This is a genomic window from Sphingobium sp. TomTYG73, from assembly GCF_055394245.1.
In genome coordinates this window covers 1,335,502-1,357,599 of record NZ_AP027339.1, presented here as the reverse complement: position 1 = coordinate 1,357,599, position 22,098 = coordinate 1,335,502, and the positions used below count along the sequence as shown (strand labels likewise).

Annotated in this window: 19 protein-coding genes; 13 read left to right on the top strand and 6 right to left on the bottom strand. The window is 61.7% G+C overall.

Annotated features, from left to right (window positions below; all coding sequences use genetic code 11):
• Positions 1 to 59 precede the first annotated feature (59 nt).
• Positions 60 to 557 (top strand): asparaginase domain-containing protein, encoded by a 498-nt coding sequence (locus ACZ5TH_RS06845; RefSeq protein ID WP_464793377.1) that lies wholly within the window; start codon positions 60 to 62, stop codon positions 555 to 557.
• A 405-nt stretch (positions 558 to 962) separates the two neighbouring features.
• Entirely contained in the window at positions 963 to 1,202 is a 240-nt protein-coding gene (locus ACZ5TH_RS06840; protein ID WP_460986105.1) for a hypothetical protein, read from the top strand.
• A gap of 121 nt (positions 1,203 to 1,323) precedes the next feature.
• On the opposite strand, the gene ACZ5TH_RS06835 is transcribed toward ACZ5TH_RS06840, so the two are convergent.
• The 4 genes from ACZ5TH_RS06835 to ACZ5TH_RS06820 all read right to left on the bottom strand — a co-directional run bounded on the left by ACZ5TH_RS06835 (position 1,324) and on the right by ACZ5TH_RS06820 (position 5,489).
• Positions 1,324 to 1,851, bottom strand: a complete 528-nt coding sequence (locus ACZ5TH_RS06835) for a CarD family transcriptional regulator (RefSeq protein WP_097091261.1) — start codon at positions 1,849 to 1,851, stop codon at positions 1,324 to 1,326.
• A gap of 322 nt (positions 1,852 to 2,173) precedes the next feature.
• Complete coding sequence (gene fdxA, locus ACZ5TH_RS06830; protein WP_375196194.1) at positions 2,174 to 2,512, bottom strand: ferredoxin FdxA; 339 nt, start codon at positions 2,510 to 2,512, stop codon at positions 2,174 to 2,176.
• 84 nt (positions 2,513 to 2,596) lie between these two features.
• Positions 2,597 to 2,893 (bottom strand): RNA-binding S4 domain-containing protein, encoded by a 297-nt coding sequence (locus ACZ5TH_RS06825; RefSeq protein ID WP_449473352.1) that lies wholly within the window; start codon positions 2,891 to 2,893, stop codon positions 2,597 to 2,599.
• Positions 2,886 to 5,489: a helicase-related protein gene (locus ACZ5TH_RS06820; protein ID WP_464793376.1), complete on the bottom strand. Its 2,604-nt coding sequence runs from the start codon at positions 5,487 to 5,489 to the stop codon at positions 2,886 to 2,888. Before ACZ5TH_RS06820 ends, ACZ5TH_RS06825 begins: the two co-directional genes overlap by 8 nt.
• A 173-nt stretch (positions 5,490 to 5,662) precedes the next feature.
• Between ACZ5TH_RS06820 and ACZ5TH_RS06815 the strand changes: the two genes are divergently transcribed.
• The 10 genes from ACZ5TH_RS06815 (at position 5,663) to lpdA (ending at position 18,606) form a co-directional block, all read left to right on the top strand.
• Positions 5,663 to 7,249 (top strand): peptidoglycan DD-metalloendopeptidase family protein, encoded by a 1,587-nt coding sequence (locus ACZ5TH_RS06815; protein ID WP_464793375.1) that lies wholly within the window; start codon positions 5,663 to 5,665, stop codon positions 7,247 to 7,249.
• 48 nt (positions 7,250 to 7,297) lie between these two features.
• On the top strand, positions 7,298 to 8,080 hold the full coding sequence (locus tag ACZ5TH_RS06810) for a nucleotidyltransferase family protein (protein ID WP_464793374.1): 783 nt from the start codon (positions 7,298 to 7,300) through the stop codon (positions 8,078 to 8,080).
• A 270-nt stretch (positions 8,081 to 8,350) separates the two neighbouring features.
• Positions 8,351 to 9,139 (top strand): succinate dehydrogenase iron-sulfur subunit, encoded by a 789-nt coding sequence (locus ACZ5TH_RS06805; RefSeq protein WP_460986101.1) that lies wholly within the window; start codon positions 8,351 to 8,353, stop codon positions 9,137 to 9,139.
• Between the two features lie 34 nt (positions 9,140 to 9,173).
• The gene (locus ACZ5TH_RS06800) at positions 9,174 to 9,605 is read left to right on the top strand and encodes a PaaI family thioesterase (protein WP_464793373.1); all 432 of its coding nucleotides are present in this window, start codon (positions 9,174 to 9,176) and stop codon (positions 9,603 to 9,605) included.
• On the top strand, positions 9,602 to 10,714 hold the full coding sequence (gene zapE, locus ACZ5TH_RS06795; RefSeq protein ID WP_464793372.1) for a cell division protein ZapE: 1,113 nt from the start codon (positions 9,602 to 9,604) through the stop codon (positions 10,712 to 10,714). Before ACZ5TH_RS06800 ends, zapE begins: the two co-directional genes overlap by 4 nt.
• Before the next feature lie 271 nt (positions 10,715 to 10,985).
• A complete protein-coding gene (gene mdh, locus ACZ5TH_RS06790; protein WP_449473341.1) occupies positions 10,986 to 11,948 on the top strand; it encodes a malate dehydrogenase in 963 nt (320 codons plus the stop codon).
• 98 nt (positions 11,949 to 12,046) lie between these two features.
• Complete coding sequence (sucD, locus tag ACZ5TH_RS06785; protein ID WP_464772547.1) at positions 12,047 to 12,931, top strand: succinate--CoA ligase subunit alpha; 885 nt, start codon at positions 12,047 to 12,049, stop codon at positions 12,929 to 12,931.
• A gap of 89 nt (positions 12,932 to 13,020) precedes the next feature.
• Complete coding sequence (locus ACZ5TH_RS06780; protein ID WP_464793371.1) at positions 13,021 to 15,816, top strand: 2-oxoglutarate dehydrogenase E1 component; 2,796 nt, start codon at positions 13,021 to 13,023, stop codon at positions 15,814 to 15,816.
• 8 nt (positions 15,817 to 15,824) lie between these two features.
• Positions 15,825 to 17,072 carry a 2-oxoglutarate dehydrogenase complex dihydrolipoyllysine-residue succinyltransferase gene (gene odhB, locus ACZ5TH_RS06775; RefSeq protein WP_464793370.1) on the top strand — a complete coding sequence of 416 codons (1,248 nt, stop codon included), beginning with the start codon at positions 15,825 to 15,827 and terminating at the stop codon, positions 17,070 to 17,072.
• Between the two features lie 133 nt (positions 17,073 to 17,205).
• On the top strand, positions 17,206 to 18,606 hold the full coding sequence (gene lpdA / locus ACZ5TH_RS06770) for a dihydrolipoyl dehydrogenase (RefSeq protein ID WP_464793369.1): 1,401 nt from the start codon (positions 17,206 to 17,208) through the stop codon (positions 18,604 to 18,606).
• A gap of 54 nt (positions 18,607 to 18,660) precedes the next feature.
• On the opposite strand, the gene ACZ5TH_RS06765 is transcribed toward lpdA, so the two are convergent.
• Positions 18,661 to 19,833, bottom strand: a complete 1,173-nt coding sequence (locus ACZ5TH_RS06765) for a GGDEF domain-containing protein (protein ID WP_464793368.1) — start codon at positions 19,831 to 19,833, stop codon at positions 18,661 to 18,663.
• Positions 19,834 to 19,972: 139 nt separating this feature from the next.
• Positions 19,973 to 20,641, bottom strand: a complete 669-nt coding sequence (locus tag ACZ5TH_RS06760; protein WP_464793367.1) for an HAD family hydrolase — start codon at positions 20,639 to 20,641, stop codon at positions 19,973 to 19,975.
• Positions 20,642 to 20,796: 155 nt separating this feature from the next.
• On the opposite strand from ACZ5TH_RS06760, the gene glmU reads away from it, so the two are divergent.
• Positions 20,797 to 22,089, top strand: coding sequence for a bifunctional UDP-N-acetylglucosamine diphosphorylase/glucosamine-1-phosphate N-acetyltransferase GlmU (glmU, locus tag ACZ5TH_RS06755; RefSeq protein ID WP_464795072.1), 1,293 nt, complete (start codon positions 20,797 to 20,799; stop codon positions 22,087 to 22,089).
• Positions 22,090 to 22,098: the final 9 nt, after the last annotated feature.

Genomic DNA, 22,098 nt, shown 5'->3' with positions numbered 1-22,098 from the left:
TTCCGATCCGATGGCGGCGCGTTTAGACTGAATGCACGTGCCTAAGTTGGGAGTTCGCCATGCTGGCTGTGAATACGCCGATCCTGGTTCTCACCACGGGCGGGACAATCGACAAAATCTATTTCGATGCCTTGTCGGATTATAAGGTCGGTGAAAGCGTCGTCGCGAAACTGTTGCAGATAGGCGGGGTGAAGCGTCCCTTTCGCATAGAAGAGGTGACGCGCAAGGATAGTCTGGAACTGGATGACGCTGATCGGGCGCTGATCCGCGAGCGGGTTCTTTCAGCGGCGGAAAGCCATATTGTCATCACCCATGGCACGGATACCATGACGGACACGGCCAAGGCGCTTGAGGGCGTGCAGGGCAAGACGATCGTGCTTGTCGGCGCGCTCGCCCCCGCACGCTTTGGTGAAAGCGACGCGAGCTTCAACCTCGGCATGGCGTTCGCGACGGCTCAGATTGCCGACCCCGGTATTTACATCAGCATGAGCGGATCGGTGTTTCGGGCGGATCAGGTCGTCAAGGATCGAGCAAAAGGGGCCTTCGTCTCGCGATAAGCATCGACATCCGCATCAGCTTTGCGGTGCCTTCTGCCAGTGTCGTGGAAGCGATCCGATGTTGGTTCCATGGTTTGAGCAGCGACGGCAGAGTGATTGGCTTTTTCACGCGAAGGCGCAGAGACGCGGAGGATTGCTGCGGACGCTTACCGTATCAGGCGGGATGGGCGCTGGAGTGAAGCCGTTGTTTTAATTTCATCTTCGCGTCTCCGCGTGAATATCATTCGCGCAGAGCCGCGGAGCCCGCAGAGGCTCAGAGCGCGCGCGGGAATGCAGATTTCTCTGCGCCTTCTGCGGCCTCTGCGCGAGAATAGACTGTCGTCGCGCCGGCTGAGGATGATGCAGGAACCGCCTCCGCCATTGCGCATTATTCGTGCGGGTGGCGTAACGATGAGGAGGATATCCATGGCTGATTATCAGGAGCGTCCAGCGACGACGACGATAGTTGAACGGCGCAGCGGTGGCGGCACGGCGATTGCGGTGCTGTTGCTGGTAGTGGTGGTGGCGATTGCCGCCTTTTTCCTGATCAGTAGCCAGACGCGCAAGGATAGCGCGGTTGAGAGCGCTGCCACGCAGGTCGGCCAAGCGGCGAGCGATGTTGGAAGCGCTGCAAAGGACGCAGCCGACAGCGCGAAGGGTGAATAAGCAGGAACGGCTTTCGCAAAAGCTGTCGCCCGGACGTGGCATGCATAAAAAAGGGCGCTCCCAATCGGAGCGCCCTTTCTAAATCCATTTACCTGCCGTTGTCGGCTCGGTTGAATTCAGATCAGCCTTCCACCTTGGCATATTTCGGTGCGGCTTCATTCAGGATGCGCAGGATCTTCTTGAGAGCGCTGGGCTCATCCGTTTCTTCCATTGCGGCGAGTTCGCGAGCGAGGCGGCTGGAAGCGGCCTCGAAAATCTGCCGTTCGGAATAGCTCTGCTCCGGCTGGTCGTCGGCGCGGAACAGATCGCGGGTCACCTCGGCGATCGACACCAGGTCGCCCGAATTGATCTTCGCTTCATATTCCTGCGCGCGGCGCGACCACATGGTGCGCTTGACCTTCGGCTTGCCCTTGAGCGTTTCGATGGCCTCTTCCAGGGTCTTGTTCGACGACAGCTTGCGCATGCCGACGCCTTCGGCCTTGTTGGTCGGCACGCGGAGCGTCATGCGCTCCTTTTCGAACCGGAGCACGTAAAGCTCCAATTCCATGCCCGCGATCTGCTCCTTTTGCAGCTCGACCACCCGGCCAACACCGTGCTTGGGGTAAACAACATAATCACCAACGTCAAAGGACAGCGCCTTGGCAGCCATTTGAAACCTTTCTAATTCTACCGGAGACGGATATCGCCGCGTCACAGATACGCAGAGTAGCACAAGCCGAGGATTCCACGGCGCCACCGTCAGGACATGAGCAAATACTCCAGGACGGAATGCGACCGTTTCCGCCTCTTGACCCTTATTTAGCAGATTCGTAACAAAATTGCCACCCCCAGACGCAAAATCCGGGAGTGAGCCTCATGCCGAAACGCTAGGGGTAGTTCGTCAGCAACGATCTGGCATCAATATGATGATCGGAAACGATGGACCTTCAGCATCTGGACGCGCCGTCCTGCTCGTCGGTCGAAGGGTGCGATCAGCTGCCAGAGCCGGGCTCGGGCGAGAAGAACTTCTCCAGCTTGTTCTCGACGCCCTTCATATCATCGGCGTCGGCAGGGGCGTCGCCCTTGACGGTGATGTTGGGCCATTCAGCCGAGAATTTGGTGTTGAGTTCCAGCCACTTCTCCAGGCCATTCTCCGTATCGGGCAGAATGGCTTCGGCAGGGCATTCAGGTTCGCACACGCCGCAATCGATGCATTCGTTGGGATTGATGACCAACATGTTCTCGCCCTCGTAGAAACAATCGACGGGGCAGACCTCGACGCAATCCATATATTTGCAGCGGATGCAGTTGTCGGTCACGACATAGGTCATGGATCAGCACTCTATAGGGGTTCGACAGCGGCGGCCCTGCTATGCTCGGCGCGCGCGAAGGTCAATGAGGATATTTTTGTCTCCCTAATCGCCCAGCTTCAGTTCCTCATAACATGTCTGAGCTTCTGGCGCTGGTCCCCTGCGTCCCGGAAGCTCCACGACACGGACCACGCGTACCCCGCTGGGGTGGGGAAATGTGATGAGATCGCCCGCGCGCACGGGCGAATGGGCGCGCTCGATGCGGCGGCCATTCAGGCGGATATGACCCTCTTCGGCCAACTTCTGCGCCACCGACCGGCTTTTGGCGAGCCGGGCGAACCACAGGAATTTGTCGATGCGCAGGCTCGGTCCATGATTACCGAGGGGCGCGCCTTCAGCCATTGCGGCCAAGAAGCTCCGCCAGGCCCGCAAAGGCATTGTTGCTCACTGGAGCCGCCGCGCCGGTCGAAGCGGGGCGGGAAGGCGCGCCACGCGCAGGAGCGCTGCGCCGGTTAGGCCCACGGGCGTGCTGTTGATCGGGCCGCGCCTTCTGCCGGCCACGGAAGGTCCAGTTCGCGCCGCCTTCCGTGGCTGCCTCGACAGGGCGGAACCCAGCCAGGCGCATCAGTTGCAGGAAAGCGGGTTCGTTGAGGCCCAGCGAGACGATCTGCGGGCTTTGCGCGGTGAAGGCCTCGCCCTTCGCGATCGCTTCATGGGCGGCGCGGGCCATGCGTTCCGCCATGTCGATTCGCAGCATCTGATCGTCGAAGCCGCGGAAGCCAGCGATGCGGGCACCCATCTGTTCCGCCTTTTCACCCGTCGGGATGAGCGTCAGGCCGGGCAGGGGCAGGGGAAGGCATGGTTTGGCGATGCGTGCCGCCAGCAGCGCCGCGCGCCATCGTGCCGCTCCGGGTTTCAGAAGGCCCGGATGATAGATGTCGAGCACCCCGATATCGATGCCCGCACGACGCAGAAGGTGACGTTGGTCCTTGTCCAGATGGTCAAGCGCCGAATCGAGATCGATCCTCGCCATGACGCCGCCAGCGTCGGCCAGTTGGGCGAACACCGCCCGTACCACCGCAGGAACCGCCGGATCGGCCGCGCTGGCCGCCATCTTCACGAGGGGCAGAAGATGCTTTTCCTTTTGCGCCTCCATCCAGCTTGTGAGGCGCGTGAGCACCTGCTTCTGCACATCCTGGCCAAGCGCCAGAAGGCCGCGATCAAGCCGGATTTCCGGCGCCTGCAGCGACGGGCCAACGAGCAGCGCCGCCACGGCATTGCCCTGCCAACCGATACCCGGCGCCTGTCCCGGCTCGTCCATCAGCACGAAATCAGTGTCGGGCGCGCCCAGCAATTCGTCAGCCTTCACTCGTAATATCCTTCCAAGACGGCGTTCCGCCGCCGCCAGCAGCATCTTTCTATCCTGATGCCGCGTAGCCGGATCGACCGAGAAACGAAATCCGTCAAGTCGCCCGATCGTCTCACCATCGACGCAGACCGTCCCGTCCTGCTCCACATCGACGGGCAAATTGCTGGCGTCCTGCCCCATGTCGCGCAACAGTATAGCGGTGCGGCGGTCGACAAAACGCTGTGTCAGCGCCGTATGCAAGGCGTCGGAAAGCCTTTCCTCCAGAGCGCGCGTCCGCTCTGCCATCTCTGCCGGATGGGCCAGCCAGTCGGGGCGATGAGCGATATAGGACCAGGTGCGGGCGGCGGCGATCCGCCCTGACAGCGTGTCGATGTCGCCCTGCACCGAATCGAGGCGCGCCAGCTGCTGGGCGAACCAGTCGCGTGGGATGTGGCCGTGGCCTTCGGACAGGAAACGCCAGATGCGGCTCACGGTGCGCGTATGATGTTCCGCACCCAGTTTCTGGAAATCGGGCAGTCCGCATGCGGCCCACAGCCTTTCGACGGCCTTCTTCCCCTTGACCCGGTCGATGACCAGCGGATCGTCGGACAGTCGCCGCAGCACCGCCAGGTCCACCGCTTCGGGCGCCGCCCGCAACTCGTCACGATCAGGCCGCGTCTCCAACTCCATGATGAGGCGGCTGACGCTGTCCATGCGCGGCTGCCCTTCGCGCCAGAAGAGCTGCTCCACAGGTGGAAAGCGATGCGCTTCGATCGCCTCTATCTCTTCGGGCGTGAAGGCTGCGTCGCCATCTTCATGGCCAAGGCTACCGAAGGTGCCGTCCTTATGATGACGCCCAGCCCGACCCGCGATCTGGGCCATTTCCGATACGGTCAGCCGCCGCGTCCGCCGCCCGTCGAACTTTCGCAACGAAGCGAAGGCGACATGCGCCACGTCCAGATTGAGCCCCATGCCGATCGCGTCGGTCGCGACCAGATAATCGACCTCGCCATTCAGGAACATCTGCACCTGAGCATTGCGGGTGCGGGGAGACAGCGCCCCCATCACGACGGCAGCGCCGCCACGAAAACGCCGCAGCATCTCTGCCACGGCATAGACTTCCTCCGCCGAGAAGGCGACGACGGCCGATCGCTTCGGCAGGCGCGACAGCTTCTTCGCCCCGCCATAGGACAGCGTGGAAAAGCGCGGGCGGCTGACGATCTCCACACCCGGCACCAGTGATTTCACCACCCGGCCGATGCTGGCCGATCCCAGGATCATCGTTTCTTCCCGACCACGCGCCCGCAGCAGTCGGTCGGTGAAGATGTGCCCACGCTCCGGATCTGAGCCGAGCTGCGCCTCGTCCAGCGCGACAAAGGCATAGTCACCATCCAGCGGCATCGATTCGGCCGTGCAGAGATAATAAAGCGCGCCCGGAGGGACGATCTTCTCTTCCCCCGTGATCAGCGCGACCTGACCGGGGCCTTTGATGGCGACAACCCGGTCATAAACTTCACGCGCCAGTAATCGAAGCGGAAAGCCAATCATCCCGCTGGAATGACCGCACATGCGCTCGACGGCCAAATGCGTCTTGCCGGTATTGGTGGGACCCAGCACGGCTGTGACGGGCGATCGGGCAAATTGAGCCATGATCCTCTCTATGTCGGGGATGAGTGCAGCGAGAGCAAGGGGAAGGGCGCGATTCTCCTTTGGGCTATGCAGCTTGCGTTGTTCAACGGCTGAAGGGCACGTTTCGTCGCTTGAATATGGTTAAAAAATCCGTCTTTATTTGACTTTAACCCTATGCATTCACAACAATGCCCATGAACGCGCGGCGGGGGTCGGGCGAAATTTCAGCCCGTGGGGGGCTTTTTCAAGTGTTTCACGGTAGCCAGTTCAGTCCTCAGCAGGGGGGCGCATCCGCTTCCCTTTGGGTGACTGACGCCATCGGCAAGGGGGCGTTTACGACCGCCGATGCGCGTGACTGGCGCACCCGCCTGCGCGACTGGGCTGATGAGGTCGAACTGGTCCCCGATCTTGGCCAGCGAGTGGGCAGCCGTACGTGGTTTCGCGGGCTTGCTACCTGCTTTGGGCTTTGCGCATCGGCGCTCTACCTCTCCCCCGGCTTTCAACCTCTGCCCGGCGAGCCTGAGCCACTGCTCGCTCAGCCGCAGTTCGAGGAAGTGCGCAGCCAGATGATCACGCCGCTCGCCATGGGCGCGGACAGCGGACGGCGCATGGGGCCGACCGACGCCGTCCAACCTCTGCGCGAAACGCCCGAACGTCCGCAGATCGAATTGCGCGCGCAGATAGGTGGAAGTGATTCGCTTAGCCGGGCCTTGGCGAGGGCAGGGGTCAGCAATGCGGACGCCGCTCAGGTCATGGCGCTCGCCAGCGGCGATATAGCCAAGGGGCTGAAGCCGGGTACGCCGCTCGACATCGTGCTTGGCCGCCGCGCCAGCCGCGACATGCCCCGGCCGCTGGACCATCTCGCCTTCCGCGCCCGGCTCGACCTGGCGCTGGAGATCAATCGCGTGGGCGGGCTGCTGCAAGTGAAGCGCACGGCCATTCATGTCGATGACACGCCGCTGCGCATTCAGGGCGTGATCGGCGACAGCATCTATCAATCCGCGCGCGCGGCTGGCGCGCCGCCCAAGGCGATTCAGAGCTTCCTGCGTGTCATTGCGCAACAGGTCGATCTGGGGTCGATCCACAGCGGCGACCGCTACGACATCATCACCGAATATCGCCGGGCGGCAACCGGGGATGTCGAAGTAGGCGACCTGTTGTTCGCTGGCCTGCACCGAGCCAGCGGCCGGGGCATCGACATGCTCAAATGGACCACCGACGGCCGCAGCCAATGGTTCGAAGCGTCCGGCGTCGGGGAACGGCGCGGCGTGCTGTCCGCGCCGGTGCAAGGCCGCATGTCCTCTGGCTTTGGCATGCGCCGCCATCCCATCCTTGGCTATACGCGCATGCATGCGGGTATCGACTTCGCCGCCGCCTATGGCTCGCCCATCTATGCCGCGACCGATGGCGTCGTGTCCTATTCAGGACGCCATGGTGGCCATGGCAATTATGTCCGGCTGGAACATGGCAACGGCCTTGCCACCGGATATGCCCATATGAGCCGCATCGCCGCGCGCTATGGTCAGCGCGTCCGTCAGGGGCAGGTGATCGGCTATGTTGGTTCAAGCGGTCTTTCGACCGGCCCGCATCTCCATTACGAACTGTATCGTAGCGGCCGAACGGTGAACCCGCTTTCAGTCAAATTCACCACCACTGCTCAGCTTGCCGGGGGAGAACTGGCGGCTTTCCGGAACCGGCTGAGGCAGTTGAAGAGCCTACGCGTCGGCGTGCCGGTCACTATCGCGCAAAACAAGCCGCAGGCTGCTGCGCCCACCCTGTAGAGCATTTAGCCGCTTCCCGTAATTGGGCCGCTTCGCTAACCCGCCTCCATGATCAAGATCACCGCCCTGCTGCTCGCCGGATCGCGCCCCGGTTCCGATCCTCTGGCGCAGGCAGCCGGGGTCGCGGTAAAGCCTCTCGCGCCTGTGGCGGGCGAGCCGATGATCAATTACCCCGCGCGGGCGCTGCTCGCGCATCCATCGGTCGGACAGGTCGTCATTCTCACGCAGACGCCGGAGCTATATCGCGCCGATCCCGCCACAGCCTGGCTTGGCGAAGACCCGCGCGTCCGCTTCGAACAAAGCGGCAGCGGTATAGCGGCCACATTGCTGGGCCTCCTGCAACGGCCAGACCTCCCTTTTCCGCTGCTCGTCACCACGGCGGATCATGTTCTGCTCGACGCCGACATGCTCGACCAATTTGTGGCCGAGGCAGAAGGGGCCGACATCGCGGTGGCGATGGTCGAACGGGCGACCTTGCTTGCTCGCCACCCCTCGTCGCGGCGGACCTGGCTCAAATTCAGGGACGGCTGGTGGTCTGGCGCCAACCTCTTCTGGTTCGGCAGCGCCAAGGCGCGCGCCGTCATCTCGCTCTGGCAAGAGGTCGAGCAGGACCGCAAAAAGGGTTGGAAGATCCTGGCCGCATTCGGGCCGATCGCCCTGCTTGGTGCCGTTTTGCGCCTCTCGACGCTGCGCGGGGGTGTGGCGCGCATCGGCCGCCGCTTTGGCCTCGTCGCCCGACTGGTGCCCATGCGCAAGGCGGAAGCCTGCATCGACGCGGACAAGGTTGAGGATGTGGTGCTGATCGAACAGATATTGAGCGGCCGCGCGTAAAGCTTCGCTCTGCAATCTGCACTACTCCCAATACCGTTCGCCCTGAGCCTGTCGAAGGGCTCTACTTTTTCAGATAGCAAGAAAGAGGCTTCGACAGGCTCAGTCCGAACGGATCGAGAGATTCAGATTGAACGCTCTCTAATCTAACTACCAAAAATCGCTTCATGCTTTTGCTGCTTTGATGGGTAGCAAATGGCGGAACGAGGCGCTAAGGGCCTCTGGCGCGCGCCCCCATATAATTATCGGCGCGGACGGAGGACATCTTAAACCATGGCCGAATTCACCCTGCCCAAGAACAGCAAGATTTCCGGTAAGGGCGTGACCCACAAGGCGCCTGACGGTGCAAGCAACGTCAAGAGCTTCAAGGTTTATCGCTACGATCCCGACTCGGGTCAGAATCCGCGCTATGACACGTTCGAGATCGACCTCGACAATTGCGGTCCGATGGTCCTCGACGCGCTGCTGAAGATCAAGAATGAATATGATCCGACGCTGACCTTCCGCCGTTCGTGCCGCGAAGGCATTTGCGGTTCCTGTTCGATGAACATGAACGGCAAGAACGGCCTTGCCTGCACCACCTCGATCGAGGAGTGCGCGGGCAAGGAAGTGCGCGTCACGCCGCTGCCGCACATGGATGTGATCAAGGACCTCGTCCCCGATTTCACGCATTTCTATGCGCAGTACAATTCGATCAAGCCTTGGCTGCAAACCGTCAGCCCCGCGCCCAGCGGCAAGGAACGTCTCCAGTCGCCCGCAGACCGCGAAAAGCTCGACGGCCTGTATGAGTGCATTCTGTGCGCCTGCTGCTCGACCAGCTGCCCCAGCTACTGGTGGAACTCCGACAAGTTTCTCGGCCCCGCCATCCTGCTTCAGGCCTATCGCTGGCTGGCTGACAGCCGTGACGAATTTACCGGCGAGCGCCTCGATGAGCTGGAAGATCCCTTCCGCCTCTATCGCTGCCACACCATCATGAACTGCGCGAATGTCTGCCCCAAGGGTCTCAGCCCTGCCAAGGCGATCGCGGAGACCAAGAAGATGATGGTCGAACGGCAGCTTTAATCCAGTGGGCGATAATGCTGGTCCTGTAAGCCTGGTGCTGGAAGGTCCGTGGGCTGACTGGCTGCGCTGGAGCGATCCGGTTCCGGAGACGTTCCTCAGCACATCCGTCGGCCCCAGCTATTCGCAAGGTGCCGGTGATCGCCGCGCCACGGTGATGCTGGAAACCCGTCCATCGCACGCCAATCGCAACGGCGCGCTGCATGGCGGCTTTCTCGCGGCCTTTGCCGACCATGCTTATTTCGCGGCGCTGGCGGCCATGGGGCGTCCCGAGCAGGCTGCTGCCGTCACTGTCGATCTTTCCATGCAATATTGCGGCTCCGGTAAAGTCGGCCAGCCGCTGCGCGCCGATGTCGAGGTTTTGCAGGAAACCGGGCGATTATTCTTCATGCGGCTGACCCTGCATCAGGATGACGGGCTGGTCGCGTCCTCGACCGCCACGGTGCGAAAGGTGCCGGTTCCCAAATGAGCAGCGTTATCGAGCGTTATCGCGCGCTCGTCGCGGCCGGGGAATTGCGTCCTGATCCGGATCAGCAGGCCGCCGCAGCACGGCTGAACGCGCTTCAGCAGGAATTGGAAGCGGCACCGCCACGCGGGTCGACCTTGTGGAAATTGCTGCGAAAGGCGCCTGAGCCGCCACGCGGTCTCTACATGTGGGGTGGCGTCGGCCGGGGCAAGTCGATGCTGATGGACCTGTTCTTCGACACCGTGCAGATCAAGCGCAAGAAACGCGCCCATTTCCATGAATTCATGCTCGACGTCCATGCACGGCTTGCCGAGGTTCGCAAGGCGGAAAAGGGCGATCCCATCCCGCCGGTCGTGGACTCGCTCGCCGAAGAGGCGCGGCTGCTCTGCTTTGACGAGATGGTCGTGAACAACATGGCCGACGCCGCCATCATGTCGCGCCTGTTCACCGGGCTGCTGGACAAGCGGGTGACGGTCGTCACGACTTCCAACCGCGCGCCGGATGAACTTTATAAGGACGGCCTCAATCGTCAGCTTTTCCTGCCGTTCATCGACCTCATCAAGGATCGTCTGGACGTCCTGACCCTCGATGGACCGACTGATTACCGGCTCGACCGTTTGGGCGACGCGCAGCTTTGGCATTCGCCCAACGGGCCGGAGGCGACCAAGGCGCTGTCCGAGGCGTTCTTCCGCCTTACCGACTATCCGGTGGAGGATCGGGCAAAGGTTCCTGTGGAGGACGTAAAGGTGCAGGGTGGGCGCACCTTGCACGTGCCAAAGAGCCTGAAGGGCGTGGCAGTCTTTTCCTTCAAGCGCCTATGTGCTGAGGCGCGCGGCGCGCCGGACTATCTGGCGATCGCGCGGCGCTTTCATACCGTCATCCTCGTCGGCATCCCGGTGCTGGGGCCTGAGAACCGCAACGAAGCCGCCCGCTTCGTCACGCTGATCGACGCATTGTACGAATATAAGGTCAAGCTGCTCGCATCGGCCGATGCGGAACCCGCGCAGCTCTATCCTCGTGGCGACGGAGCGTTCGAATTCGAACGCACGGTTTCGCGCCTGATGGAAATGCAGTCGGACGACTATCTCGCCCTCGGGCACGGCCCGAAATAGTGCCGGTCGGCGCTGCGGGGCACTCATTCATCACATTGAAAATGGCCCGGACGCTTCCTTATGAGAGGAAGCGCCCGGTAGGTGGCCGCTGCGGGACAAGTCAGCGCCAGGGTAGAAGCGCGTAACGAACAGGGGCAAAAAGCTCTTAATGAAACTGCGAATGAATTGCAAAGATAAATGTCTCAAACCCCGTTTAGTTGGTTGAATCATTAATGAGATCGGCTTAAGCGGGCGGGCAATCCCAATTTCCGTGCTTGGAGGATGATTGCATATGGCCCGTAAGAAGATCGCGCTGATCGGCGCTGGCAATATCGGTGGTACGCTCGCGCATCTCGCCGCTCTCAAGGGTCTGGGCGACATCGTCCTCTTCGACGTGGTCGAAGGCGTTCCTCAGGGCAAGGCGCTCGACCTGTCGCAGTGCGGCCCGGTCGAAGGTTTCGACTCGAAGATCATCGGCACGAACGACTATGCCGACATCAAGGACGCCGACGTGATCATCGTTACCGCCGGTGTCGCCCGCAAGCCGGGCATGAGCCGCGACGATCTTCTGGGCATCAACCTAAAGGTCATGAAGTCCGTGGGCGAGGGCATCAAGAACAACGCCCCCAACGCCTTCGTCATCTGCATCACCAACCCGCTCGACGCGATGGTGTGGGCGCTGCGCGAATTCTCCGGTCTGCCGCACAACAAGGTCGTCGGCATGGCTGGCGTTCTGGACTCCGCGCGCTTCAGCCACTTCCTGGCCGAAGAATTCCAGGTATCGGTGAAGGAAGTGACCAGCTTCGTGCTCGGCGGTCATGGCGACACCATGGTTCCGGTCGTCGAATATTCGACCGTCGCCGGCATCCCCATCCCCGACCTCATCAAGCAGGGCCGCTCCACCAAGGAGCGCATCGATGCTATCGTTCAGCGCACCCGTTCGGGCGGCGGCGAGATCGTCGGTCTGCTCAAGACCGGTTCCGCTTTCTACGCGCCCGCCACGAGCGGCATCGCGATGGCGGAAGCCTATCTGTTCGACCAGAAGCGCCTGCTGCCTTGCGCCGCGAACCTGACTGGTCAGTACGGCGTCGACAACCTCTATGTCGGCGTGCCCGTGATCATCGGCAAGGACGGTGTCGAGCAGGTCATCGAGATCGAACTTGATGACGAGGCCAAGGCGAACCTTCAGGTGTCCGTCGATGCCGTCAAGGAACTGCTGGAAGCCTGCAAGGGCATCGACCCTTCGCTCGCCTGAGCCAAAAAGCTGCACCGACATACCCCAGGTGAGTGAGCAGCCTGGGGTGTGCCGCCTTCACCTGAAGTGCCACCTCCACAGAATGCAAAGGGACTGACATGTCCATTCTGGTGAACAAGAACACCAAGGTCATTACGCAGGGTATGACCGGCGCGACCGGCACCTTCCACACTGAACAGGCGCTGGCCTATGGCACGCAGATGGTCGGCGGCGTTACGCCGGGCAAGGGTGGTACGACCCATATCGGCCTGCCCATGTTCGACACGGTTGCCGAAGCCAAGACGAAGACCGGCGCCGATGCATCCGTCATCTATGTGCCGCCGCCGTTCGCAGCCGATTCGATCCTGGAAGCGATCGATGCGGAAATCCCGCTGATCGTCTGCATCACGGAAGGTATTCCGGTGCTGGACATGGTTCGCGTGAAGCGTGCCCTGTCGGGTTCGAAGTCGCGTCTGATCGGTCCGAACTGCCCCGGCGTCCTGACCCCCAATGAATGCAAGATCGGCATCATGCCCGGTTCGATCTTCTCCAAGGGTTCGGTCGGCGTCGTATCGCGTTCCGGCACGCTGACCTATGAAGCCGTGTTCCAGACCACCAATGCGGGCCTGGGCCAGACCACGGCCGTCGGCATTGGCGGCGATCCGGTCAACGGCACCAACTTCATCGACGTGCTGGAGCTCTTCCTGGCCGACGACGCGACCGAATCGATCATCATGATCGGTGAAATCGGCGGCGACGCGGAAGAACAGGCTGCCCAGTTCCTGATCGACGAAGCCAAGAAGGGCCGCAAGAAGCCGATGGCTGGTTTCATCGCGGGCCGCACGGCGCCTCCGGGCCGCCGCATGGGCCATGCCGGTGCGATCGTGTCGGGCGGCAAGGGCGACGCGGAAAGCAAGATCGCGGCGATGGAAGCCGCCGGGATCAAGGTCGCCGCCAGCCCGTCCGAACTGGGCTCGACGCTTGTCGAAGTCCTGAAGGGCTAAGCAAAGGCAGACAAGGTGGCCGGGCTGCACCCCGGCCGTCTTTGATACCCCGCTTCGCGACTGCACGCGGTCGGCATGGGACTTAAGGCATGGGTTACGAGAACCAGGACTTTGAAACGGAACGCGGGCCGAGCTGGGCACGCCCCAATTGGCCTCTGGCGGACACTGATGATCTGACCGGTGCGCTCGATCCGACGCAGATGCAGGTGGCGGTGAAGGCTGCCGCCAAGGCTGCGGGCAAGTCAGTCTCTGACGCCGACGCAGTCAGCGCCGCTGACGATGCGATCCGTGCGCAGTTGCTGATCCGCACCTATCGCGTGCGCGGCCATTTGGCGGCCAATCTCGATCCCTTGGGGCTTACCCAGCGCGAACTGCCCGCAGACCTGACCCCGGAATATCATGGTCTCACCGACCTTGAGCGGAAGATCTATCTGGGCGGCACATTGGGTCTGCAATATGCCACAGTGCGCGAGATCGTCGCGATCCTGCGTGCCAATTATTGCGGCAATGTCGGCCTGGAATATATGCACATTGCCGATGTCGAGGAACGCGTGTTCCTCCAGGACCGGTTGGAGGGCAAGGACAAGGAGATTCACTTCACGCCTGAAGGCAAGAAGGCGATCCTGTCCAAGGTGATCCAGGGCGAGCAGTACGAAAAGTTCCTGGGCCGCAAATATGTCGGCACCAAGCGCTTTGGTCTGGATGGTGGCGAGTCCATGATCCCCGCGCTCGAAGCCATCATCAAACATGGCGGTGCGCTGGGCGTGCGCGAGATCGTTTACGGCATGGCCCATCGCGGCCGCCTGAACGTACTCGCCAATGTGATGGCCAAGGGCTTCCGCGTCATCTTCCACGAATTTTCGGGCGGCACTGCGAACCCCGAGGATGTCGGCGGATCGGGGGACGTGAAATATCATCTCGGCACCTCCACCGACCGCGAATTTGACGGCATCAAGGTGCACATGTCGCTGGTGCCCAACCCGTCGCACCTCGAAACCGTCGATCCCGTGGTTCTGGGCAAGGTCCGCGCGCAGCAGACTTTCCGCGATGATCTGGAGAAGCATGAGCAGGTCCTGCCTGTGCTGATCCACGGCGACGCGGCCTTTGCTGGTCAGGGCATCGTCTGGGAATGCCTCGGCTTCTCCGGCGTTTCCGGTTACAATACTGGCGGCTGCATCCACTTCATCGTCAACAACCAGATCGGCTTCACGACGAGCCCGCAATTCTCGCGCGGTTCGCCCTATCCGAGCGATGTGGCTAAGGGTGTTCAGGCGCCGATCCTGCACGTCAATGGCGACGATCCGGAAGCTGTGACCTTCGCGTGCAAGCTGGCGATCGAATATCGTCAGACCTTCCATCGCGACATCGTGATCGACATGTGGTGCTATCGCCGCTTCGGCCACAATGAGGGCGACGAGCCGAGCTTTACGCAGCCGCAGATGTACGCGAAGATTCGCCAGCATCCCCCCGTCAGCGACGTCTATTCGGCGCGACTGAAGGCTGAAGGCGTGGTTGACGATGATTTCGTCAACAAGGTGACGGGCGACTTCGTCAATCATCTGGAAGAAGAGTTTGAGGCAGCAAAGAGCTACAAGGCCAACAAGGCTGACTGGTTCGCTGGCCGCTGGTCGGGCTTGCACAAGCCGGCCGATGCCGAAACATCGCGCCAGAATGTCGAAAGCGCGATCAGCCAGAAGCTGTTCGATAGCCTGGGCAAAACGCTCAGCACCGTTCCGGAAGGTTTGAACGTCCACAAGACGCTCAAGCGCGTGATCGACGCCAAGGCGGAAATGTTCAAGTCAGGCCAGAATTTCGACTGGGCTACTGGTGAGGCGCTCGCTTTCGGATCGCTCCTGTCCGAAGGCTATGGTGTCCGCTTGTCGGGCCAGGATTCGGGGCGCGGCACGTTCAGCCAGCGTCACGCTGTCTGGGTCGATCAGGATAGCGAGAGGAAATATGTCCCGCTTTCGACCGTGCCGCATGGCCGGTTCGAGGTGCTGGATTCGCCGTTGTCCGAATATGGTGTGCTTGGCTTTGAATATGGCTTCGCATTGGCTGACCCTAAGAGTCTGGTGCTGTGGGAAGCGCAATTCGGCGACTTTGCTAACGGCGCACAAATCGTGTTCGACCAATATATCGCCTCTTCCGAGACGAAGTGGCTGCGTTCCAACGGTCTGGTCTGCCTGCTGCCCCACGGCTATGAGGGGCAGGGACCAGAGCATAGCTCGGCGCGTCTGGAACGCTTCCTTCAGCTGTGTGCGGAAGGGAATATTCAGGTCGCCAACATCACGACGCCGGCCAATTATTTCCACGTCCTGCGCCGTCAGATGCTGCGCCCCTTCCGCAAGCCGCTCATCATCATGGCGCCGAAGTCGCTGCTGCGGCACAAGCTGGCGGTGAGCAAGGCCGAGGATTTTGTGGGGGAGACGCATTTCAAGCGCATCCTGTCCGATCCGCATGCAGCGGCGGACGCTGACACGAAGCGGCTGGTCCTGTGCTCCGGCAAGGTCTTCTATGATCTGCTCGAAGCGCGCGACGCGGCGGGTGACAAGGATGTTCAGATCGTTCGTATCGAGCAGATCTATCCTTTCGCCACCGAAGCGTTGGCCACGCGCATCAAGCGCATGACCAACCTGGAAGAGGTGGTCTGGTGCCAGGAAGAGCCGCGTAACAATGGCGCATGGTTCTTCGTCGAACCTTATGTCGAGGAAGCGCTGGGCCTTGCCGGCAAGGCGCCGATGCGTGCGCGATACGCGGGCCGCAAGGCTGCTGCTTCGCCTGCGACGGGCCTCGCCAAGCGCCATGTCGCCGAACAGGGCGCCCTTGTAGCCGATGCGCTGGGTCACAGCGTTCGTGAAGAAATCCGCCGCCAGAAGAAAGGCTGACACAGCTCATGGCAACTGAAGTCAAAGTCCCCACGCTGGGCGAATCCGTTACCGAAGCGACCGTTGGTCAGTGGCTGAAGAAGCCCGGCGAGGCGGTGAAGGCCGATGAGCCGATCGTCAGCCTGGAAACCGACAAGGTGGCGGTGGATGTGCCCGCACCGGTCGCGGGAACCTTGGGCGACATCATCGCCAAGGAAGGCGACACGGTGAACGTCGGCGCGCTGTTGGCGATGATCAACGAGGGCGCGGCTGCTGCTGCGGCGCCCGCAGCTGCCCCGGCTTCCGCTCCGGCTGCCAAGGCAGAGGCTGCCACGCCTGCTCCTGCGGCTTCGGCGCCGGTCGATGAGGATGAGGGCGGCAACCTGACGCTGTCTCCAGCCGTTCGCCGCTTGGTGCTGGAGCATGGACTCGACCCAAGCAAGATCAAGGGCACCGGCAAGGACGGCCGCCTAACGAAGGATGACGTGATGGCCGCCGTGGCTGCGGGCACGGCCAAGGCGACGGCGTCTGCACCGGCTGCCGCGCCTGCTGCCGAGGCGCCTGCTGCTGGCCCGAGCCGTCGTCAGGAGCGCGTCAAGATGACGCGCCTGCGCCAGACGGTCGCCAAACGCCTGAAGGAAGCGCAGAATAACGCGGCGCTGCTCACCACCTATAACGACGTCGACATGACAAATGTCATCGAAGCGCGGGCGAAGTATAAGGACCTGTTCGAAAAGAAGCATGGTGTCCGTTTGGGCTTCATGGGCTTCTTCACCAAAGCCGTCTGCATGGCGCTGCGCGACATTCCGGGCGTCAACGCGCAGATCGAAGGCGATGAGATCGTCTATAACGACTTCGCCGATATTTCGGTGGCCGTGTCGGCCCCGAACGGCCTGGTCGTGCCGGTGATCCGCAACGCGGAAAGCCTTAGCGTCGCCGACATCGAAAAGACGATTGGCGGCTTTGGCAAGAAGGCCAAGGAAGGCACGCTGACCATGGAAGATATGAAGGGCGGAACCTTCACCATCTCCAATGGCGGCGTCTTTGGTTCTCTCCTGTCGAGCCCCATTATCAACCCGCCGCAGTCGGCTGTTCTGGGTCTGCATCGTATCGAGGACCGTCCGGTCGTCCGCGACGGCCAGATCGTCATCCGTCCGATGATGTATCTGGCGCTCAGCTACGACCATCGCCTGATCGATGGCCGTGAAGCGGTGACCTTCCTGGTCGCGGTCAAGAACGCGATCGAAGATCCGACCCGTCTGCTGATCGACCTGTAAGATCAACCTTTCATTCCGTTCGGGCTGAGCCTGTCGAAGCCCTGTCCTTTCTGGGGGACGAAAGAAAAAGTAATGCCCTTTGACAGGTTGGGACGAGACAAGCGGCTCGGAACAAGGGCGAACGGAGATTGAGATGGCTGACTTCGATTATGACGTCCTGGTGATCGGCGCGGGTCCGGGGGGCTATGTCGCTGCCATCCGCGCGGCTCAACTGGGTCTCAAGACTGCGTGCGCCGAGAGCCGTGAGACACTGGGCGGCACCTGCTTGAATGTCGGCTGCATTCCGTCGAAGGCGCTGCTGCACGCGTCGGAGCTTTATGAGGAGGCCGCAGGCGGCGCGCTCGCAAAGCTGGGCGTCAAGATCGACAAGATGAGCCTTGATCTGGATACCATGCAGGGCCAGCGCAAGGACGCCGTGAAGGGCCTGACGGGCGGCATCGAGTACCTGTTCAAGAAGAACAAGGTCGACTGGTTGAAGGGGCGCGCGAGCTTTACCGGCGCGAACACGGTCGATGTCGCGGGCAAGGCCGTGACCGCGAAGAATATCATCATCGCGACCGGTTCCTCCGTGACGCCGCTGCCGGGCGTCGAAGTGGAAAATGACAAGGGCCTGATCGTCGATTCAACTGGCGCTCTGGAGCTGGACAAGGTTCCGGATCACCTCGTCGTCATCGGCGGGGGCGTCATCGGGCTGGAACTGGGGTCGGTCTGGCGCCGTTTGGGGTCGAAGGTGACGGTCGTCGAATTTCTCGACCAGATCCTGCCGGGCATGGATGGCGAGGTTCGCAAGGAAGCGAACAAGATCTTCAAGAAGCAGGGCTTCGAATATAAGCTCGGCACCAAGGTCACGGGCGCCAAGGCACATAAGAAGGGCGTCAGCCTGACGGTTGAGCCTGCCGCAGGCGGGGCTTCGGAGACGATCGAGGCCGATGTCGTGCTGGTATCGATCGGCCGCCGTCCGAACACTGACGGATTGGGCCTCGACAAGATCGGCCTTGAGCTGAATGCGCGCGGGCAGATCGAAACCGATCATGACTTTGCAACCAAGGTCCCCGGTGTTTGGGCCGTCGGCGATGTGATCCCCGGCCCGATGCTCGCGCATAAGGCTGAGGACGAGGGCATTGCCGTCGCCGAGAATATCGCCGGGCTGACCGGGATCGTGAACCATGCGGTGATCCCGTCGGTGGTCTATACGAAGCCGGAGATTGCAGGCGTCGGCCTTACCGAGGAAGCCGCCAAGGAGCGCGGTGCGGTCAAGGTCGGCAAGTTCCCGATGATGGCGAATAGCCGCGCCAAGACCAATCATGAGCCTGATGGCTTTGTGAAGGTGATCGCCGATGCGGAAACCGACAGGGTCCTGGGCGTGTGGATCATCGCGACCGTGGCTGGCACGATGATCGCGCAAGCGGCACAGGCGATGGAATTCGGGGCATCGAGCGAGGATATTGCCTATACCTGCCACGCGCATCCGACGCATAGCGAAGCGATCAAGGAAGCCGCAATGGCGGTCATGGGCAAGCCGATCCACATGTGATCGGCGCCTTTGGCGAAGTTGGAAAGGGCCGCCGCTGTGCGGCCCTTCTGCTTTTCAGGCGCTGGCGATGCGGGGCGTGGACGCCGCCGCTATGGTTGGTGAGGATAGCGCGCGCCGGATGCAGACCCGGTTCCGGCCACGCGCCTTTGCGTCATAGAGTGCATCATCCGCGCGAGCGATGGTGTCGTGGATTGACGTGTCGCTGCGCTGAGTGGTCGATAGGCCAAAGCTGGCAGTCAATGGACGGCTGAGCCGTAGTTGCTTTGCAATCGTCGCGGTGAAGCCTTCGCGCAGCTTGTTCGCAATCTCCGCCGCATGTGCTGCATTGATGCCCGGTAGGAATAGGACAAATTCCTCTCCACCGAAGCGGGCCACGACCGCGCCCTCCGGAGCCAATGTGGTTAGAAGACGCGAAAGCGCCCTGATCACCTGGTCGCCGGATGCGTGGCCATATTCGTCGTTGATGGTCTTGAAATGGTCGATGTCACAGACAATGAGACTTCCTGCGGGCAGTCTATCCGATTGCCTACGCTGGATGGCGTCATCGAATCCCCGACGATTGAAGAGGCCGGATAACGGATCGACCATGGCTTCCCGCTGATAGCGACTCAGTATGTCGATCACCTGCGTCGCAAGAGCAGCGAACGCGAGAAACAAGCCGAATATGCATGCAAGCGCCTGCATCAAAAAGGCATATTCGCTGGTGAGGAAGTCGCCATTCTCCGACAGCGTGAGCGGGACAGTGGTGCCGCGAACGAAATTATCCAATGCGACGAGCGATGCAGCGGCGAACAACGTCCGATCGGCCCCTGTACGCAAGTGATCCTTCGCCGCGACAAGGGGAAGTCCGATCAGGAGAAAGCAGCCAAAGTCCGAGGCGACCAGCTCGAGCGGTAGATTGTCCATCGCATAGGCGAGGATGCACAGCAGGATCGAGCCGCCCCAGATCATCAGCCGCGCCGTCAGAAGCCAGGATGGTCGCCAGCGTTGCAACAGGGCCTGACCGAAAAGCAGGAACCCGGTGGCAAACAGCAGATCAGCGATGATGCTCCAGACAGGGTCCGGCATTGCGGCAAAACCGACGGGTGCCGCAAATCCCGCGGCGACGCAGAAGAAGGCCGCGCTCCACCATGCAGCGGCCCGCACATGCCAGTTACAGATGATCAGGAACGCGATGCTAAAGCTGGCCATCATGATCGGCAGGAAGAAAGCGAAATTTTCTCCCATGCTGACTGCCTTTACCTGATGTTACCCGGAGGATCGGCAGGCACGAAGCCGCCGTTGGGGCGGCGGTATAAGCCTTTGTTTAAAAAATACTTCCAAAATCGACGAGATGTTCATCCGCTATGGATCAAACGGCTGACGATCAGCCTGGCCAACCTTCGAGAAGCGGCATCAGTTCATCGAAATGATCTATGACCGCGTCTGCTTCCAGTTGTTCGACGGGGCCGTCGAGGAAGCCGAAGCTGACCGCTATACTTGGTACTCCCGCGTTGCGAGCGCCCGCGATGTCGTTGATCGTGTCGCCGAGGAATATCGTGCGGCCGCCGCCAGCGCGCGCGATCATCTCGTGGATCGGCGCTGGGTCCGGCTTCGCTACGCCAAGCGTGTCGCCGCCAATGACGCTGACGAAACGTTCGGAAAGGCCGATCTGATGGAGCAGGGGAATAGTGAAGCGTTCAGCCTTGTTCGTGCAGATCGCAAGCTTCGCGCCCGCTTTGTCCAAAGCCTCCATCGCGTTCATGAGGCCGGGATAGGGGACCGAATGGATGGCAAGATTCTGCTCATAATAATCGAGCAATGTCGGCAGCATCCGAGCCAGTAGGGCGTCATCATAGCCGCCCGATGCGGTTAGCGCCCGTTCCAGCATGACTTTCGCGCCCTTGCCCACGAACGGGCGGATGGCATCGACGGGAAAAGGCGGGCGGCCATCCGTCGCGATCGCGTAATTGACTGCTGCGGCGAGGTCGCCGCTCGTGTCGAGCAAGGTGCCGTCGAGGTCGAAACCTACTATATCGAAGGGAATGCTGGTCATGCGCGGCTCATGCGGCCTCTCCGGTGGCAAAGGCAAGGCAAACGTGGCAGAGAGCGATCAGATTCATAACCTTCCTGCTAAAGAGGACGCGTTCCGCCGTGACCGCCACCCGCCCACTCGCCGTCATCATCCTTGCCGCCGGGCAGGGCACCCGCATGAAGTCAGCCAAGCACAAGGTGCTCCATTCGGTCGCGGGTCGGCCAATGTTGCTGCACCTGCTGGCCAGTGTCGCGGAGCTTCAGCCCGAGCGGCAGGTCGTCGTAGTCGGCGCTGGCCGCGAGCAAGTGGAAGCCGCCGTCGCCGGAACTGGCGCGGTGATCGCCGTGCAGGAGCAGCAGTTGGGAACTGGCCACGCGGTTGCCCAGGCGCATGACGCGCTTGCCGGTTTCGCGGGTGACATATTGATCCTCTATGGCGATGTGCCGTTGGTGCGGGCGGAAACCATGCGGGCCATGCTGGACCGGCTGAACCTGGGGGATGACCTGCGCGCGGTGGTGCTGGGCTTCAGACCCGAGGACGCGGGCGCCTATGGGCGGATCATTACCAACGGCCAAGGCATCATCGGCAAGATGGTCGAATATAAGGATGCCGACGCGGCGGAACGGGCGGTGACGCTGTGCAACTCCGGCCTGATGGCTGTACGATCCACGGATCTTTTTGTCCTGCTCGACAAGATCGGCAACGACAATGCGGCGGGCGAATATTATCTGCCCGACATCATCATGTTGCCCGGCGCTCAAAGTGCCGTCATCGAAACCGAGGCGTGGGAAGTGGCTGGCGTGAACAGCCGCGCGGAGCAGGCCGTGATCGAGGCTGCCTGGCAGGACCGGCGGCGTAGCGAGGCGATGCGTGATGGCGTGACGCTGGTGGCGCCGGAAACTGTATTCTTCGCGCATGATACTGAGTTGGGCCGTGATGTCCTGGTCGAGCCGAATGTCGTATTTGGGCCGGGCGTGACGGTGGCTGATGATGTGACCATCCGCGCCTTCTCGCACATTGAGGGCGCAACCATCTCCAAGGGTGCCGAGATCGGCCCCTATGCGCGACTGCGTCCCGGAGTCCAAATTGGCGCAAAGGCGAAGGTCGGCAATTTCGTCGAAGTCAAAAAGGCGGAACTGGGCGAAGGCGCGAAGGTCAATCACCTGTCCTATATTGGCGATGCCACCATCGGGGCAGGCGCGAATGTCGGCGCGGGTACGATCACCTGCAACTATGATGGCTTTTTCAAATATAAGACGGAAATCGGCGCGGGGGCGTTCATCGGCTCCAACAGCGCGCTGGTCGCTCCGGTCAAGATCGGGGCAGGCGCGATCGTCGGCGCAGGGAGTGTGGTGACTAAGGAGGTGGAGGCGGACGCTCTTTGCCTCGTCCGGCCCGCGCAGGAGGGCAAGCCCGGATGGGCGGCGCGGTTCCGCGCTGGAATGCAGGCGCGCAAAGCGGCCAAGTGAAATCCCCAT

Coding starts and splice junctions, on each gene's coding strand:
- ACZ5TH_RS06845 (WP_464793377.1), top strand. CDS start 60: ATGCTGGCTGTGAATACGCCGATCCTGGTTCTCACCACGGGCGGGACA.
- ACZ5TH_RS06840 (WP_460986105.1), top strand. CDS start 963: ATGGCTGATTATCAGGAGCGTCCAGCGACGACGACGATAGTTGAACGG.
- ACZ5TH_RS06835 (WP_097091261.1), bottom strand. CDS start 1,851: ATGGCTGCCAAGGCGCTGTCCTTTGACGTTGGTGATTATGTTGTTTAC.
- fdxA (WP_375196194.1), bottom strand. CDS start 2,512: ATGACCTATGTCGTGACCGACAACTGCATCCGCTGCAAATATATGGAT.
- ACZ5TH_RS06825 (WP_449473352.1), bottom strand. CDS start 2,893: ATGGCTGAAGGCGCGCCCCTCGGTAATCATGGACCGAGCCTGCGCATC.
- ACZ5TH_RS06820 (WP_464793376.1), bottom strand. CDS start 5,489: ATGGCTCAATTTGCCCGATCGCCCGTCACAGCCGTGCTGGGTCCCACC.
- ACZ5TH_RS06815 (WP_464793375.1), top strand. CDS start 5,663: ATGAACGCGCGGCGGGGGTCGGGCGAAATTTCAGCCCGTGGGGGGCTT.
- ACZ5TH_RS06810 (WP_464793374.1), top strand. CDS start 7,298: ATGATCAAGATCACCGCCCTGCTGCTCGCCGGATCGCGCCCCGGTTCC.
- ACZ5TH_RS06805 (WP_460986101.1), top strand. CDS start 8,351: ATGGCCGAATTCACCCTGCCCAAGAACAGCAAGATTTCCGGTAAGGGC.
- zapE (WP_464793372.1), top strand. CDS start 9,602: ATGAGCAGCGTTATCGAGCGTTATCGCGCGCTCGTCGCGGCCGGGGAA.
- mdh (WP_449473341.1), top strand. CDS start 10,986: ATGGCCCGTAAGAAGATCGCGCTGATCGGCGCTGGCAATATCGGTGGT.
- sucD (WP_464772547.1), top strand. CDS start 12,047: ATGTCCATTCTGGTGAACAAGAACACCAAGGTCATTACGCAGGGTATG.
- ACZ5TH_RS06780 (WP_464793371.1), top strand. CDS start 13,021: ATGGGTTACGAGAACCAGGACTTTGAAACGGAACGCGGGCCGAGCTGG.
- odhB (WP_464793370.1), top strand. CDS start 15,825: ATGGCAACTGAAGTCAAAGTCCCCACGCTGGGCGAATCCGTTACCGAA.
- lpdA (WP_464793369.1), top strand. CDS start 17,206: ATGGCTGACTTCGATTATGACGTCCTGGTGATCGGCGCGGGTCCGGGG.
- ACZ5TH_RS06765 (WP_464793368.1), bottom strand. CDS start 19,833: ATGGGAGAAAATTTCGCTTTCTTCCTGCCGATCATGATGGCCAGCTTT.
- ACZ5TH_RS06760 (WP_464793367.1), bottom strand. CDS start 20,641: ATGACCAGCATTCCCTTCGATATAGTAGGTTTCGACCTCGACGGCACC.
- glmU (WP_464795072.1), top strand. CDS start 20,797: ATGAAGTCAGCCAAGCACAAGGTGCTCCATTCGGTCGCGGGTCGGCCA.